Consider the following 16,422-nt stretch of genomic DNA (forward strand, 5'->3'; position numbering starts at 1 on the left):
GCCGCGCCCCTGAAGGAGGCAGGCCGTCGACCAAGCCGAGCCGACGCCGCCCACAGCCACTCCCAGGGCCCCACCGTGCGGGCGGTTCACGCCACTTGGGAGGGCCCGCCGCTACACGTCGTCACGCTCCGGGAAGAGCACGTGAGCGGCATCGAAAATCCGTTGCCGGGTCGCTTGTCGCCCTGCCGCAGTCCCAGTGCGGTCGGCGTAGGCGGCGGGACGCGGCTGAGCCGGCTCATCGACCACGGAGGCCGGACACGACGTCGTGGTCGCGACACCCGACGGTGCGGTGCCGACCGTCGGCATGATGAGCCTTCGCCCCTCGATGGCGGGCGGTGAGGACGGAGCCCTGCAGCTGGAAGCCATCATTCGTTCCGCCGAGGTGATGCGGCGGCCCCTCAAGCTGTTCGGACGTCCGCCTCGAGGACTACGCCGCGGTGTACCTGCCGGGCGGCCACGGCCCGATGTCCGACCTGGCCTTCGACGCCGATGCGGGCAGGTTGCTGACGGCCCAGTTGGCCTCGGGCAAGCCGCTCGCCATCGTGTGCCACGCCCCGTCCGCCATCCTGGCCACCAGGATCCACGGCGAGTCCCCGTTCAGGGGCTACCGGGTGACGTGCTTCACCGACGAGGAGGAAGAGGCCGTCGGGCTGGCCTCCCGGGCGCCGCGGCCGGCCGCCGCTGGAGAGTGGCCGGATGCCAGGTAGTGGTGCTGGCCGCTTGCCGGCACCCGCGTTCTCGGCAGCAGCGGGTTGAGCGGTGCACAGCTACTTGGAAGTGGGTCACTTATGCGAAGTGTGGACGTTCATCGGCCTGTCCTGACGGCGAGGATCGGGCGGCCCTCCGTGTAAATCCTTGAGCGATGATGCGAGCAATGCCCAGCATCGGCGTCGACGAGGACCACGACTCCTCAATGTTTTCGCTTCGCTGCGTAGTTGAACGTATGCGCAGAGCAGTCAATGTGGCGCGAAGTCCTCTTGAGGCGACCTGCAGGCGGCAAAAGACTGTTGCGGTAGCAAGGCCGCGCCTTCATCCCGGGAGCCGCGGCACAGCAGTCACGATCGCAACGAGAGGAGAACGCCGATGCCCGACGCCAGCCGTCGAGACGCCGCACACTCGATCACGCTGACCGACGGCACCGCCACGCGGACCCGTGAGGCGGGCCCCGTCGACCTGGTGCCGGTCCAGGAACTGCACCGCCGCTGCTCGCCAGGCAGCCGAGCCCTGCGGTACCACGCGGGCAAGTCCGGGCTGTCACCTGCCGAATGGGGTCAGTTGTCCAGCCCGGAGCGCGGCACCACGCTGGTGACCGCTCCGGCCGAGCGTACGGACCACATCATCGCCATGACCAACGTCATGCGCACACATCAGCAAGGGGTGGGGGAACTCGCGATCCTGGTCGAGGACGCGTGGCAGGCCAGGGGGCTCGGCACCGCGCTGGCCGAACATGCGGCGACCCTAGCCCGCCGCGAGGGACACCACACGCTGACCGCCGCGGTGGTGGCGAGCAACAAGCCGATGCTCCATGTCCTGGGGAAACTGGATGCGACGCCGCTCGACGCCACCGGGCCCGTGCTCGACCTCCGCATCCTGCTCTAGGTCCGGCTTCGACGATCACTGGTGATGGATCACGGTGGGGTAGCCGGACAGGTTCCTGGCCCCCGAGCCGCTCGCGGACTTCGCCGTCTTCCGGCTCGAGAGAACGGGGCGGGGCGGAGTACGCGGGACTGCGGACCCGCATCCTGCCGGGGCGGCACCGACCCCGTCCAGCGGAACGGCCGGTGACAGGGAGAGCACTCAGCCGCTGAACCGACCGTTGTCGCCACCCAGTTCCTGACGGAGGGGAGACGACACCTGTCTCAGGAACCGGCGGGGCCGGAGGGCGGGGGGCCCGTCAGGAGGCGGTGCGCCTCCAGAGCGAGGTGGATCTCGCTCGCCCCCACCGGGTCGGTGGGTGAGCGCCCCGTGAGTTCCTGCACGCGCCGCAGACGGTACGTCACAGTGTTGCGGTGGCAGTACATCCGGGCAGCGGTCTCGGTGGCGGATCCGCCCGATGCGAACCACTGGCTCAGCGTCTCCAGCAGCAGCTCCCTCTCGTGCTGCGGGAGTTCGAGAACAGGGCGGAGCACCTTGCGCACCGCGTGCTGGGCCGAGTCGGGGGCGCTCACCACCATCAGGCGGACTGGTGAGTCACCGTAGGAGGCCACCTCGCGGGCGCCCGACTCGACGCAGGCGCAGGCGAGCCGCGCCTGGCGGAAGGCACCGGGCACCTGCTCCAGACCGTGGAAGAGCGTGCTCACGCCCGCCCGCGCGATGCTCCGCCGGCGAAGGAGGTCCACGGCCTGCGCAAGACTCCCGGGCGACCGGAGCGAGAGCAGTCCCACCTGCGCGTCGCCCTCCTGGCGCCAGACCGACCAGACGCCGAGGACTCGCAGTGCGCCCTCCACGTCGTGCAGGGCGTCCTCGTCTGCCGGACGGCCCACGGCGGCGGTCTCGGCGCTGACCACGGCGAAGACTCCCCGCTGCGGCAGCCGCAGCGCGTCGGCGCACTCCCACAGGTGGGTGCCCTCATCCAGCCTGCCGTCGAGCAGCGCGGCCAGCAGCAGGCTCTTGACCTGCCGGTCACGGTGGGCTCTTTCGGACATGGTCTCGCGGTAGGCCACGGCCACCGCGTCGGTGAAGGTGTCACTGACCGACCAGACCGCGGCGGCGACGTGCGGCATCTCCTTGGTGACGGTGTCCCCCGCCTCGTTCAGGATGCACTCCCACATGAACCGTCCGGCGACCCGGTAGGCGTGTGTCACCGCGGACAGCGGCACCCCGTGCTCGGCCTTGAAACGGCCGGTGTCGTGCGGCACGCGCAGGTCAAGAGCGTCCCGGCCCAGCTGGGTGATCATGGAGTGCAGGTTCTCCGCGCAGGAAGTGCGCAGCTGGTCGTGCGTCACGTGGCCGTGGTCGCCATAGGCGTCCTCCCCCTCCGTGATCCGGTCCGTGAGCAGGTCGGCGAAACGGTCGATCCCGGGCAGCAGCACGTCGACCAACCTGCGCAGGCCGTCGTCCACGCCGCTGTCGCGTACGCCGTTGTCATGAGGGGTGACAGTCATTCGGGCTCCCGCAGCGAGGTCGGCGGGACCGCCGCGCCGGCTGTCCCACCACGACGTGCCAGTGGCCCGGAGCCGGCCGGACCACTGGCAGAGTAACCACACGACGTGGTTGTGGCGACAGTCCGCCCACGTCGACAATCCGCCCGCGTCAGACGTCGGCGGACACTGTGTCGCGGATGAGGTCCGCAGCCCGTTCCGCGATCATGATCGTCGGTGCGTTGGTGTTGCCCCTGACCACGGTCGGCATGACCGAGGCATCGACCACCCGTAGCCCCGCCACACCGTGCACGCGCAGCTCGTGGTCGACCACCGGGCCGATCGCGCAGGTGCTCGTCGGGTGGTACAGGGTCTGCAGCTCGCGCCGCGCGTAAGCCAGTAGGTCGGCGTCGCTTTCGGACGGCGGCGTCAGGAAGTCCGACCGGCGGTGGAGGCGCAGGGCGGGCTGTCCGACGATGTCCAGTACCAGCCGCAGCGCTCGGATCGCTGTGGCCCGGTCCTCCGCGGTGGACAGGTAGTTGTGCAGGATGCGCGGCTTGGCGCTGGGCAGCGTCGAGCGCAGCGTGACCTTTCCGCGGCTGGTGGGTGCGAGCAGCACCGCGCCGATGTGGAAGGCGTGGTCGGTGGCGGCTCCCAGCCCCTCCTGGTGGAACATGGCCGGTACGGCGTGGATCTGCACGTCCGGGGCGTCGAGACCGCCGGTGGTGCGGAAGAACCCGCCGCCCTCACCGACGTTCGAGGTGAGGGGCCCGCGGCCTTCGGCTTCCAGCAGCCGGAGGTTCTCGGAGGTCTCAGCGGTGAGCAGGGATTCGGTGTCGGTGAGATGGACGACGGCCAGATGCGGGTGGTCCTGGAGATTCTCGCCGACCGGCAGGTTCACCTTGGGGGTGATGCCGAGGGCCGCGAGCTCGTCGGCGACACCGATGCCCGAGAGCATGAGCAGCTGGGGTGAGTTGTAGGCACCCGCTGAGAGGACGACCTCCCGTTCGCACCGAAGTTCCTGCGTCGCCCCGTCCCGGTCCACCTCGACACCGACGGCCCGTTCCCCGTCGAGGAGGACGCGGGTGCACTGCACCCCGGTGAGCACGGACAGGTTGGGCCGTTCGGCGGCGGGCCGCAGGTAGGCGTCGGCCGTGCTGCACCGCAGGCCGCCGCGCTGGGTGAGCTCGTAATACCCGACGCCGTCCTGCTCAGGGCCGTTGAAGTCGGGGTTGACCGGATGCCCCGCCTGCTGAGCCGCTGCCAGGAAGGCGTCGATGAGGGGGTTGCGGGAGCGCCCAGGGTTGACCGGGAGCGGGCCGCCGGCGCCGTGCCATTCGGAGGCGCCGGCGTGGTGGTCCTCCGACCGCAGGAAGTACGGCAATACGTCGTTCCAGCCCCAGCCCTTGGCACCGGCGGTGGCCCATGAGTCGTAGTCGCGGCGGTGGCCGCGGATGTAGATCATGGCGTTCATCGAAGAGGAGCCGCCGAGCATGCGGCCACGCGGCAGATAGCGCCGTCGGCCCTCGAGGCCGGGCTCGGGCTCGCTGAGGTAGTCCCAGTCGTACTTGGTCCGGAACAGCTTCGAGAACGCGGCCGGAACGTGGATCTCCTGGGCGTCGTCGGCCGGGCCGGCCTCCAGGAGCAGGACGCGTACGTCGGGGTCCTCGCTGAGCCGGGCGGCGAGCACACAGCCCGCGGATCCCGCACCCACGATGATGTAGTCGTACATGGTGTGCCCTCTCTCTCGGCAGCCGGCCACGCGGTCAGTACTGGATGGCCTTGGTCTCCAGGAACTCCTCGAAGCCCAGGCGCCCGGCCTCCCGGCCCACGCCAGACTGCTTGTAACCCCCGAACGGGGCAAGGGGGTTGAACGCGCCACCGTTCACGTCGACCATCCCGGCCCGGATCCGGCCAGCAACCGAGCGCGCCCGTTCGGGATCGCCCGACCACACCGCGCCGGCGAGCCCGTAGGGCGTGTCGTTGGCGATGGCCACGGCCTCCTCCTCGGTGTCGTAGGGCAGGATCGACAGGACGGGTCCGAAGATCTCCTCGCGGGCGATGGTCATGTCGTTGGTGACGTCGGTGAAGACGGTAGGAGCGACGAAGTAGCCGGGCCCGTCCTGCGGCGCGTCGGGACCGCCGGTGAGCAGGGTGGCGCCCTCGGCGATGCCGGCCGCGATGTAGTCGCGCACGCGCTTGAGTTGGATGTCGGAGACCAATGGACCGATCCGTGTCTCCTCGTCCTGCGGGTCACCGACGCGGTATCCGCGCGCCGTCTCGGCGGCGATCCGGCCGGCCTCCACGAGCTTGTCACGGGGGACGAGCAAGCGGGTGAGAGCGATGCAGGTCTGGCCGGCGTTTAGGTAGCACTTGGCCACTCCGTCGGTGACCGCGGCCTTCAGGTCGGCGTCGTCCAGAATGATGTTGGGAGACTTGCCGCCGAGTTCCAGCGCCACCTTCTTGACGGTCTCCGCCGCCAGCGCCGCCACCCGCCGGTCTGCCCGGGTCGATCCGGTGAACGAGACCATCGCCACGTCGGCGTGGCTCACCAGCGCCTCACCCACCACCGGCCCGTATCCGGTCACCACGTTGAGCACTCCGGCGGGCAGCCCCACGGCCTCGGCGATCTCCGCCAGGAGCATGGCGGACAGAGGAGCGACCTCGGAGGGCTTGAGCACGACGGTGCACCCCGCGGCCAGCGCCAGCGCCACCTTCAACGAGACCTGGTGCAGCGGAAAGTTCCACGGCGTGATGCAGCCGACGACTCCGACGGGCTCGCGGACGACATGTGAGTTGCCGACCTCCTCCGGCCCGAAGTCGAAACCGGCCGCCAGTTCGGCGGCCTGGCCGAAGGTGAACACGGGCAGCCCCGACTGCAGGACCCGACTCTCCTGGACAGGAGTACCGACCTCGCTTGCCACCAGGCGTGCGATGTCCTCCGCGCGCTCCTCCAACGCACGGTGGATACGGCGCAGATAGTCCGCACGAGCCTCTTGGGAGGCCAGGGACCACTCCTCGAATGCCCGGGCGGCGGCACGCACCGCCCGGTCGACATCCTCGGGCGTACCGGCCGGGACCGAGCCGATCACACGTTCGTCCGCGGGGTTGACGATTTCGATCACTTCGGCGTTCGGCGCCTTCGTCCATTCCCCGTTGATGAAGTGCCCGCTGTATGTCTTCATGGCTGTGCTCCTTGCTCGGCCCGGTTTCCCGGCAGTGTGCGCGAGCCGTTACGGCGGGGTCGATGGAGCGGTGAAGCCGGATCGGCTCACCCGATTGTGCATCTGCACAAGGCCGTACTCGACTCCCGAGCTTCGCTGAGGAGTCGAATACGGCCTTGCGGTCACTCGAGGAGGTGGCGGCGGGGTCCGAAGTGGGGTGAGATGCCGCTGAAAGCGGACAGGAACCGCTGGGCTTCGCCGACGGAGCGGAAGCCCTTCATGGCACGCTCGCGCTACCGGGTGGGCTGGTGGGAGTTCTCCGCCCGGTTGTTGAGGCCCTTGTGCGAGCGGTGTTCCACGGAGGGCATGACCTCGCGGTGGGCGGCGCCGTAGGAGCGCAGCTTGTCCGTGACGATCACCCGGGGCACCGAACGTGTCTTCTTCATCAGCCTGCGGAAGAAACGCCTGGCCGCGGTCTTGTCCCGGCGGCTCTGCACGAGGATGTCGAGCACGTTCCCGTCCTGGTCGACGGCCCGCCAAAGGTACTTCGATTCTCCGCTGACCTTGATGAAGACCTCGTCCAAGTGCCATTTGTCCCCGGGCCGAGGTCGGCGGCAACGCAGTCCGTTGGCGTAGGTCTGTCCGCACTTCGCGCACCAGCGGCGGACGGTCTCGTAGGAGACGATCACGCCGCGCTGCAACATCAGCTCCTCGACCTCGCGGAAGCTGAACGGGTAGCGGAATTACGGCCACACGCAGTGCGTGATGATCTCCACCGGGTAACCGGTGCCCCTTGTACGACGGCGGCGCGCTGTCCACGGACGGTCCCCCTCCACCGTGATCAACCCGAAAATCATCCCACCCGGTCAGTCAACGTGACAGTGCCGTTCGGGGGCGCGCGGGGGCCGGACGAGGGTTGGTACAGCTGCTCGCCCCGGACTTCCCGTGTGCGGAGCCCACTCTGATCGTCGCACGTCTTCCGCCATCCCTCGACGCCCTCCGCCAACTCGGCGAGAACGCGATGCGAGGTCGGGCCCTCGAGGACGGGCTCCTGCTCCTGGTCGACGTCGTCGACGCCCGGGGCGGTGCGGCCTCGGCTTCGGCGCGGACCTCGCCGCCGCCTGCCGGGCCTGGACCTGCCGAGCTGCTTGGCCGCCTTGCCATCTCGGCCCGGATCAGCTCCACCCCGCCCAGCCCGCCGGCTTCCTCATCACCGAGGTTGACCTGGTAGTAGCCGCCGTACGCGCTGGCACCCATGTGGACGCCGTTCTCGAGTGCACCTACTACTCGACGGCTGTCGCCGCCTGCCCCGCGCCCGGGCGCCCTGTCGCCTTGCGGAAGAACACTGAGAAGTTCGATGCATCGGGAAAGCCGAGCGTGGCGGCGCAGCGAGCGCGGTGAGGCGGTCGTGCGCGAGGAGTCGTTTGGCCTCCAGGCCAGGGACATGAAGTCCCCCGCATCTTCGCCGGGCTGTCGCCCACCGCTTTGAGAAGCGGCTCCACGCTCTCGGGTGCCCCAGCCCAGCCCAGCGGCATAGCCAGATGGGCAGGTAGGCCGACGGATCATCCCCCATGCCGAGGCGCCGTCCCTCTCCCCGTCCGCCCACCAATCGGCGTCCGGCAGCGCAGCCAGCGCCTGCGAGCTCAGCGCGCCCGCACGAGCGAGGGTCTCGGCGCGGTCGGCCGCCAGGGGTGCGGACGGTCGAGAAGGGCTCCTCCTGGCCGTAGCGGGATGCATCGTCCATGCCGAGGCTACGCTGATGCACGGTTCCCGATTCCCGCAGGTACCCGCCCAGTGGGGCGGGCCGTTCTGCGCGTCTGTCGTGTCGGTGGGGTGGCTACTGGTTGGGCCTGGCCGCGCTGATGCCGCCGAGTGCCGACTCCGCGTCCCGTTCGATCGCCATGTCGCCGAGAGAGACGATGCCCACCGGGTGGCCCTCTTCCAGGACCGGAAGGCGGCGGACGGAGTGCTCGCGCATGAGCTCCACCGCACGATCGAGGTCCTCGTCCGGGGTCACCGTAATCAGATCGCCGCTGCAGGCAGAAGCAACAGTCCTCTGCTCCAGGTCGCCCCCCTCCGCCAGCGCACGGACCACCAGGTCGCGGTCGCTGACCAGACCGCGCAGCTCGTCGTCCTCGATGACCAGGACGGCCCCGATGTCCTCGTCACGCATCCTCTGAGCCACCGCCGTCACCGACGCCTGCGGCTCCACCGTCACCAGCCGGCTGGTCATGATGTCCCGCACATGCTGAGTCATGATCCCTCCCTTGCTCTGGTTGTTGCGCACTCTGCGCCACGCCGGCCGAGTACCCCACGGCCCGCCGCATGCCACGACACACCCGGACCAGGCCACCGGGCGACGATCTTGCCCGGCTGGTTCCTCTCCGCTGGGGTCGATGACGCGTCGCTGGCCGAGCCCGAGTCGGCTTACTGAGCTTCGTCGCGTGATGTTGCGGGCCGGCGGCGTGCGCGAATGCGAGGACGGACATCCACCGAGCGGTGTCACATAAGGCTTACAGGCGGTCGGCGGGGGCGGTCGGCAGGCCCTGGCGGGCGGCCAGCCGGTCGAGCAGGCGGGTGAGTACGACGCTCTCTGTCACGGTCAGATCCGCGGCGAATTCGGCGTCGGCGGACTCCGCCAGTTCTGCGCAGGTTGCGAGCAGTTCCCGGCCGCGCTCGGTGAGTGTCAGCACCTGCCGTCGGCGATCGGCCGGGTCCCTTACCCGCTGAATCGCACCGAGCTTCTCCAGGTGGTCGGCGAGTGCCACGACCAGGCTGGGCGCGACGCCCATCACCCTGGCGATCTCAAGCTGCGACGAGGCCCTCCCGGTCTCCAGCACAACCATCAAGCCAACATGCTTGGGCTTGAGTCCATGGGCCTCGACGCGGGCCGCGAAGAGATCGGACGCCATCGCCCCGAGTACGCCAAGGCGGAAAACAACACTGGAGTTTACCTTGCCAGGAGCCACAGGCATCATGCTACATTAGGCAAATCATTCAGACTCTGAACGATTCACCCAATGCTTAAACACAAAGGAGCCGGCCGTGCTCGACCCCGCCACCGTCCAGCTGCACTTCGCCGACCTCCAGGAAGACATCGTCGAGCTCAGCGCCACGACTCCACCGGCCACGATCAGGCGATCCGTCGGCCTCCTTGCCCACCTCGCCCAGTTGCTGGACATCCCGGTCACCCTCTCGGCGGCGCCACGCCCGGGTGGCCCCGCGGTCATCGAGGAGGCATCCGTCCCCGCACCTCCCGTCTTCATTCGCAGCGGGCCCTGTGCCTGGGACGATGTGGCCACCCGCCAGGCCATCACCGCCCAGCTCCGGAAGAACCTCGCCCTCTGCGGCGTGACCAGCGAGATCGTCGTACTGCACACGGCACTTGACGCGATCGCCGCAGGCTTTGAGGTCTCCGTGCTTCTCGACGCCTGCGGTGGACTCTCGCCACGCACCGAACAGGCCGCCTTCCGCCAGATCGAAGCGGCCGGAGGCCGGATCACCAGCGTCGCCAGCTTCGCCACCGACCTGGTACGCGACTTCACCACCCCGACTGGCCGTCAGGTCATCGCGGCCCTGCACGGTCTGATGGAGCAGCCTGCGGCCGAACCGGCAAGGTAGCCACCACCGCACACCACGGCCCGACAGGGAAGCCTCTTCCGCGACACCGTCACCCACCACCCCACGACACCGCCGCGGCCGAGGGGGCGCAACCCGCTGCCAACGAGTGAGGTCGACGGGCGCGGGAGTTGGACCTTCCGTAGATTGAAGAGCGAGCGACTGGCAGGGAAAAGCGTGTGACACCGACGATCGACTACCCGGGGGTGTTCGCCGCCCTTCCGAGCCCGTGCCTGGTGCTCGGCACGGACCTGGTGATCGCCGCTGCCAACCCGGCCTTTTGCGAGGTGACCGGACGGAGCCAGACCGAGCTGGTCGGGCAGTACCTCTTCGACGCCTTCCCGGACAACCCCGCCGCCCCGGAGGCCGACGGGGTGGAGACCCTGAAAGACTCCCTGCACCGTGTCTTGTCCACCGGCCAGACCGATCACATGGCGTTGCAGAAGTACGACATCCCGGTCCCCGGCAACCCCGAGGTGTTCAAGGAGCGGTGGTGGACCGCGATCAACGTGCCCGTCCTCGGTCCGGACGGCAAAGTCGCCTGGATCATCCACCGGTCCGAGGACATGACCGACGTCGTCCGCGCCCACCGCACCGCGCACCTGCCGTCGGTCAGCCCCGGACGGGAAGCGGCCATGGAAGCCGAGCTGTACGCCCGGGCGCGGGAACTGCAGCGGCTGAACGAGGAACTGCGACAAGCCCACGCCCGTGAACGGCGCGTCGCCGTCGCCCTCCAGGAAGCCATGCTCCACTCCCCCGACCTGTCCCGGCACCCGAACATCGCCGTGCGCTACCTGCCCGCGACCGGATCACTGAACGTGTGCGGAGACTGGTACGACGCGGTCGACCTGCCCGCGGACCGCTTCACCGTCACGGTCGGCGACGTGGTCGGCCACGGCCTGATGGCTGCCACCATCATGGGCAGGCTCCGCAGCGCACTGAGCGCCGCCACCCGCACCGTCCACGGCCCCGCCCAGGCCCTGGAAGTCCTGGGGCTGTACGCCCGCTCGGTCGAGGGAGCACTGGCCGCCACCGCCGTCCAGGTCCTCGTCGACTGCCACAGCCACCTGCTCATCTACAGCAGCGCCGGCCACCCCCCTCCCGTCCTGCTGCACCCGGACGGCTCGTGCGAGCTGCTCGACCAGGCCACCGATCCGCCGCTGGGCGCCCGCCCCGACCACGTCCCCCGCCCCCAGGCCACCACCACCTACACCCCCGGCGACACCCTCGTCCTCTACACCGACGGCCTGATCGAACGCCGCGATGAGGACATCGACGCCGGCCTGACCCGCCTGACCGCCACGCTCGCCACCTGCACCGCCTTCGGCGCGGAACACCTCGCCGACGCCCTCCTCGCCCGCCTCGGCCTCGCCAGCGGCGCCGACGACGACATCGCCATCGTCGTCGTCCGCCTGGAACGAACGACCCGACCGTACTGACCAGGCCGAAGCCGTCGGGGAGGTAATGACGGGCTGCTGGCCGGGTGCTGCACGAGGCTCTGAGCTGGGCGTCTCCTTTGACAGTTTTCGGGTCCGTTGAAGGTGGTGTAACAGGAGCGGGACGGCAATGGCACGTTGCGGGGCCGGAGTGTGGCGGCCACCTTCCGCAACTACTGGTTCTCGGCGAACGAGCAGGTCATCGTGGACACCGACACCTGGCTGGTGATCGCGGCAGCCCGTCCGGTGCCGGGGACGACCGCGGACGCCCACGCCTCGCGGGAGTCCGGACCGAGCCGGCACTGCGAGGGAGTGACCGTGCTGGGCGACCGCGCCTATCTCAGCTACAGGATGGCACCGCAAGCAACCGGTGACGGGCCCTGCTGCAGGCCGAGGTGTGCCCGAGTGGAACACGTCATCGGCCGGAGCAAGAACTACAAGATCCTGCGCGACTGCCGCCAGCGGGGCGATGGTCTCCATCACGAAGTCCAAGCCGTCGCCCACATGCACAACCTCGCCCTCGCGTCATGAGCAGAAAGAGCCCGTTACCCGCCCTGACCTGCCCGCACTCGGCCTCGTGCAACACTCTGCAGCTGCCTCACCTACTCAATGGGCACCCATCGGCCACGCTGTCGTGGTTCAACGCGCATGTATCCAGCTTGCCAAGGAATTCCACCAGCGCTGTCGGGGCACCGCCCCGGATCTGGGTTCCCGCCCCGTGGATGTCGATGACGGCGGGACCGCTGACGACAGGACCGGGTTCGCCGCTCCTTCGCCGCCTGTGTTCGGCCGGCCCGCGGGGCGGACCGGGGGGGGAAGCGCACGGGTAGGGCGGACAGGGCCCGGTGGAAGGGACCTTGCCGCCACTGCAAGTCCTCGTACGAACGTCTTCGGCCGAGGCCCTGCCGACACCATCAGGTCCACGTTGTACGGCAACGGCGGGTCCGCCCGCCGGGCTAGCCGACCGTGTCGGCCGCAATGACCTGCTCCGTCCAGATGATCTTGCCGGTCTTCGTGTACCGAGTGCCCCATCGGCGGGCCATCTGGGCCACGATCAGCAGGCCCCGTCCCCCCTCGTCGGTGGTCCGCGCGTGACGCAGCCGTGGCGCGGTGCTGCTGGCGTCGGAAACTTCGCAGATCAGACCGCGATCCCGGATAAGGCGCAGGCAGACCGGTCCGGTCGCATGGCGGATCGCGTTGGTCACCAGTTCACTGACGATGAGTTCCGTCGTGAACGTCAGATCGGGGATGCCCCACTCCGTCAGCTGCCGGGCCGCGAGGTCGCGGGCGTGCGCGACGGCAGCCGGGTCGCTGGGCAGGTCCCAGGAGGCCACGCGGTCCGGGGCCAGGACCCGGGTCCGGGCGAGGAGCAGGGCCGCATCGTCGGCAGGCGGACCCGTCAATAGTCTGTCGATCACTCGTTGGCCTGTCTCCGCCAGTGTCGGCAGGGGCGCCGCGAGGGCATTGCCCAGCTGGGAAAGCCCTACATCGATGTCCCTGTCCACGGACTCTACGAGGCCGTCGGTGTAGAGGGCGATGAGGCTGCCGTCTTCCAGCTCGGTCTCAATGGACTCGAAGGGGAGGTATCCGAGGCCGAGCGGTGGTCCGGCGGGCAGGTCCAGAATGTCGGCGGCACCATCGGGAGCGACGACCATCGGGGGGAGGTGACCGGCCCGGGCCATAGTGCACCGCCGGCTGACCGGGTCGTAGACGGCGTACAGGCAGGTGGCGCCCAGGAACGCGGTGCCCGTCGCCTCGCCCTCGGCCGCCGCCGGAGCATCGATGTCGTGGGCCCCCATGAGGCCGATGACCAGGTCGTCCAGATGGGCCAGCAGTTCGTCCGGGGAGAGGTCGAGGTTGGCGAGCGTACGCACCGCGACACGCAGGCGCCCCATGGTCGCCGCGGCGTTGATGCCATGCCCGGCCACGTCCCCGACGACCAGGGCGACACGTGCTCCGGATAGCGGGATGACGTCGAACCAGTCACCGCCCACACCACTGGGGGCATCCGCCGGCAGGTACCAGGAGGCCACCGCGAGGGCGGACCCTCCCGTCAGGTCCTGCGGCAGCAGGTAGCGCTGCATGGAACGGGCCGCCGTGCGCTCACGAGTGAAGCGGCGTGCATTATCGATGCACACCGCCGCACGGGAGACGAGTTCCTCGGCGAGGCGGACGTCGTCGTCCTCGAACGGGCCCAGCCGCCTGCATCGGGCGAACGTCGCCACTCCCAGGGTGACACCGCGCGCCCTCACGGGCACCACCATGACCGAGCGGAAGTCGTAGTCCAGGAACGAGGCGCCCAGCGTCTCGTCCACGGTCACCCAGGGACTGTTGGTGCGGTCCAGGACCCGTTCGACCAGGGTCTTACTCTCGAGCAGGCAGCGGGTCACGGGCGTCGCGGGCGCACGTCGGACCGTCTCCCCCACGGCCAGTGACGCCTCGGGGCAGCCCTCGCGGACCGACTGCTGGGCCGCACGGCGGATTACGGGCGCCATGCCGACCGGCCCGGGTGTCGGCTCCTCGCCTCGCATGACCGAGTCCAACAGGTCGACGGCAACGAAGTCGGCGACGGCCGGCACCGCGTCGTCGGCCAGTTCCTGCGCGGTCCGAGTGACATCCAGAGTGCTACCGATGCGCGCGGCGGCATCGTTGAGCAGGGCCAGACGTTCCTGAGCCCGCCATCGCTCGGTGACGTCGATGATCATGTACCAGATGCCGACGTTCCGGTCATGGCGGTCCTGCATCGCGAAGAAGGAGGCGGAGATCGCGCGGCTTCTGTCGTGCACCGTGTAGCCGGCACCGCGGTACTCGAAGTCCATCACCGGCGCACCGGTCCGGAGTACTTCGCGCATCTTTGCCTCGAAGGCGTCGGCCTCGGCCTGTGGCAGGATCTCCGCCATCCGCCGCCCCAGCCGTCGTTTGAGGGAGATCTGGCGGTCCAGTGGCTCGTTCACCCAGACGTACCGTAGATCCGTGTCGAGGACGGCGATGCCGACCGGTGCATGGTTGAGGAATGGGGTGAGCATCAACTGGCTCACTCCGCCACCTGGCATCCGCCAGAAAGCCCGTCTCGGAGGCCGGCCGACGAACCTACCGAAGATCAACGCCGCGAGCGTGGCGACCAGGACGCCCGGAATCATCTCGTAGATCCCCGACCAGAAGGGGCCGTGCAGCGGCTTGACCACGCGCCAAAGAAGCACCGTGACTGCGCCGGACACGATCCCGGCCATGGCCCCCGCCCAGGTCATGCGCGGCCAGTAAAGCGAGAGCAGGACCACCGGGCCGAACGCGGCACCGAAGCCCGCCCAGGCGTACCCCACGATTCCAAGCAGCCCGCCGCCCCTCAGTGCGATCACGGAGGCCACCAGGGTCACGGCGACGACGGCCGCGCGACCCACCCACACCAGTGCCTCGTCCGAGGCGCGCCGCTTGAGGAACGCGTGGTAGAAGTCCTCCGTGAGCGCGACGGACGACACAAGGAGCTGACTGTCCGCAGTCGAGATAATCGCTGCGAGCACCGCAATCAGCATCACCCCGGCGCCCCACGGACTGAACAGTGTCCGGCTCAGAGTGATGTATGCGGTCTGCGGGTCATGGAGCGGCGTGCCGAACTGCGCGATCCCCAGCAGGCCCACGAACGTGGCACCGGCCAGCACCACGACCACCCACCCGGTCTCGATACGGCGGGCCGCGGGGACGGCACCGGTACTGCGGATGCCCATGAAGCGGGCCAGGATATGCGGCTGGCCGAAATAGCCGAGGCCCCAGGAGAGCAACGAGATGATCGCGACGGCGCCAAGCGACCCGCCTCCCGACCACCGCCCGTTCACGAAGTCGACCTCGGCACCCATGTCCAACAGGCTGGGCGTCCTGCTGTTGACGGAGTCGCGAAGCGCACCGAAGCCACCGAGCGTCGCGATACCGACGAGGGGGACCACTAGCAGGGCGAGGAACATGAGTGTGGCCTGCATGACATGCGTCAGGCTCACAGCCAGGAAGCCGCCCAGGCATGAATAGACGACGATCACCAGGGCGGTCAGGGCCACCCCGAGCCGAAACCCGGCACCGAAGATGTGCCCGAACAGCAGCCCGCCGGCCACCAGCCCACTGGCGACATACACGGTGAAGAACACCAGAGTCACCGCCGCCGAGACCAACCGGAGCATCCGTGTGCGGTCCTCGAACCGCTCCTCCAGGTAGGCCGAAAGGCTCACCGCGTTCCCGGCGCGCTCGGTGTAGGTGCGCAGCCTCGGCGCGACGAACAGCCAGTTGAGGTACGTACCGAGCACCAGACCGACCGCGATCCAGCCGGCCCCGACACCAGCCGCGTACACCGCTCCGGGGAACGCGAGGAACAGCCAGCCGGACATGTCGCTGGCGCCGGCAGACAGGGCCGCGACGAACGCCGGGAGCCTGCGGCCGCCCAGGGCGAAGTCGGCGAAGGTGCGCGTGCGGCGATAGGCCCAGACACCTGTTCCGATCATGACGGCCACGTACACGAGGAACGTGGCCACGATCGGCGCACTCAAGTCGGACATAGTGCCTCGCTTGCGAGGTTCATGAGCACGGGCCTACAGCACGACCCACAACCGTAATGCCTACTGCATAAATTTACAGATTCCGGTCGCCGTTAGTGACTGGTGCCGCCCGCGCGGTGTCAGCACGGGCAGTGTCGTGCGTGACCATGTCCAGCAGGAGGCTCTTGTCAGCAGGTCCGCGGCCTGTCGATCTGGGCGTCGATGTCGGTGCCGGGCCTTTCGACCAGCCCGTCGGTGAGGACGGCCGGCATGATGCCCGGTGGCACCGGTCGGTTCGCCTACTGAACGGCACCCCCGCGCCGCACGGATCGTTTACGCCCAGCGTTCCCCCGACCGGCGTCCAGCACACGGTCTGAGTTCTACAACGGTTTTGGCTGTCATGGGCGAGTTCTCCGCCCTTTACCGGTTCTCCTACCAAGTTGTCCTCACTACCCGTGTTGTCGTCAGCGAAATCACCGGCGAACTCGGCTGGCCGTCAGAGTGCTTCGCCCGTCGTCACCGAGCCCGGCTGGCGTATCGGGAGTTTTCACCATCCCGGCGAACGAGAGGACCGTGACGTCCGCTGGCGGCCCGTTCGGGGTGAGAT

General features: G+C 69.1%; 10 protein-coding genes and 4 pseudogenes. 6 read left to right on the forward strand and 8 right to left on the reverse strand.

What is annotated here, in order from left to right; all coding sequences use genetic code 11:
* Positions 1-437: 437 nt before the first annotated feature.
* Together IE177_RS35005 and IE177_RS18990 are read left to right on the forward strand one after the other, a co-directional pair.
* Positions 438-707 carry a type 1 glutamine amidotransferase family protein gene (locus IE177_RS35005; protein ID WP_229816124.1) on the forward strand — a complete coding sequence of 90 codons (270 nt, stop codon included), beginning with the start codon at positions 438-440 and terminating at the stop codon, positions 705-707.
* 376 nt (positions 708-1,083) lie between these two features.
* A complete protein-coding gene (locus IE177_RS18990; RefSeq protein WP_190016517.1) occupies positions 1,084-1,599 on the forward strand; it encodes a GNAT family N-acetyltransferase in 516 nt (171 codons plus the stop codon).
* Between the two features lie 260 nt (positions 1,600-1,859).
* Here the strand turns inward: IE177_RS18990 and IE177_RS18995 are convergent, their stop codons facing one another.
* The 7 genes and pseudogenes from IE177_RS18995 to IE177_RS19020 form a co-directional block, all read right to left on the reverse strand.
* Positions 1,860-3,104, reverse strand: a complete 1,245-nt coding sequence (locus IE177_RS18995; RefSeq protein ID WP_190016518.1) for a PucR family transcriptional regulator — start codon at positions 3,102-3,104, stop codon at positions 1,860-1,862.
* 148 nt (positions 3,105-3,252) lie between these two features.
* The gene (locus IE177_RS19000; protein WP_190016519.1) at positions 3,253-4,812 is read right to left on the reverse strand and encodes a GMC family oxidoreductase; all 1,560 of its coding nucleotides are present in this window, start codon (positions 4,810-4,812) and stop codon (positions 3,253-3,255) included.
* A gap of 34 nt (positions 4,813-4,846) precedes the next feature.
* Positions 4,847-6,265 (reverse strand): aldehyde dehydrogenase family protein, encoded by a 1,419-nt coding sequence (locus tag IE177_RS19005; RefSeq protein ID WP_190016520.1) that lies wholly within the window; start codon positions 6,263-6,265, stop codon positions 4,847-4,849.
* A gap of 182 nt (positions 6,266-6,447) precedes the next feature.
* Positions 6,448-7,101, reverse strand: a pseudogene (locus IE177_RS19010) (IS6 family transposase); the annotation flags it as partial.
* A gap of 426 nt (positions 7,102-7,527) precedes the next feature.
* A pseudogene (locus tag IE177_RS35010) lies at positions 7,528-7,679 on the reverse strand (helix-turn-helix domain-containing protein); the annotation flags it as partial.
* Between the two features lie 402 nt (positions 7,680-8,081).
* The gene (locus IE177_RS19015) at positions 8,082-8,501 is read right to left on the reverse strand and encodes a CBS domain-containing protein (RefSeq protein ID WP_190016521.1); all 420 of its coding nucleotides are present in this window, start codon (positions 8,499-8,501) and stop codon (positions 8,082-8,084) included.
* A gap of 256 nt (positions 8,502-8,757) precedes the next feature.
* On the reverse strand, positions 8,758-9,219 hold the full coding sequence (locus tag IE177_RS19020) for a MarR family winged helix-turn-helix transcriptional regulator (protein WP_373305115.1): 462 nt from the start codon (positions 9,217-9,219) through the stop codon (positions 8,758-8,760).
* 70 nt (positions 9,220-9,289) lie between these two features.
* Here IE177_RS19020 and IE177_RS19025 point away from each other — a divergent pair, with 70 nt between their 5' ends.
* The 4 genes and pseudogenes from IE177_RS19025 to IE177_RS35760 form a co-directional block, all read left to right on the forward strand.
* A complete protein-coding gene (locus IE177_RS19025; RefSeq protein WP_229816126.1) occupies positions 9,290-9,865 on the forward strand; it encodes an isochorismatase family protein in 576 nt (191 codons plus the stop codon).
* Between the two features lie 176 nt (positions 9,866-10,041).
* Positions 10,042-11,301 (forward strand): SpoIIE family protein phosphatase, encoded by a 1,260-nt coding sequence (locus tag IE177_RS19030; protein ID WP_190016523.1) that lies wholly within the window; start codon positions 10,042-10,044, stop codon positions 11,299-11,301.
* 126 nt (positions 11,302-11,427) lie between these two features.
* Positions 11,428-11,643 (forward strand): annotated as a pseudogene (locus IE177_RS35755) (IS5/IS1182 family transposase); the annotation flags it as partial.
* 48 nt (positions 11,644-11,691) lie between these two features.
* Positions 11,692-11,829, forward strand: a pseudogene (locus tag IE177_RS35760) (IS5/IS1182 family transposase); the annotation flags it as partial.
* 425 nt (positions 11,830-12,254) lie between these two features.
* Here the strand turns inward: IE177_RS35760 and putP are convergent.
* Entirely contained in the window at positions 12,255-15,836 is a 3,582-nt protein-coding gene (gene putP / locus IE177_RS19040) for a sodium/proline symporter PutP (protein ID WP_190016525.1), read from the reverse strand.
* Between the last annotated feature and the right edge of the window lie 586 nt (positions 15,837-16,422).

The organism is Streptomyces lucensis JCM 4490 (assembly GCF_014650035.1).
Lineage (GTDB): Bacteria > Actinomycetota > Actinomycetes > Streptomycetales > Streptomycetaceae > Streptomyces > Streptomyces lucensis.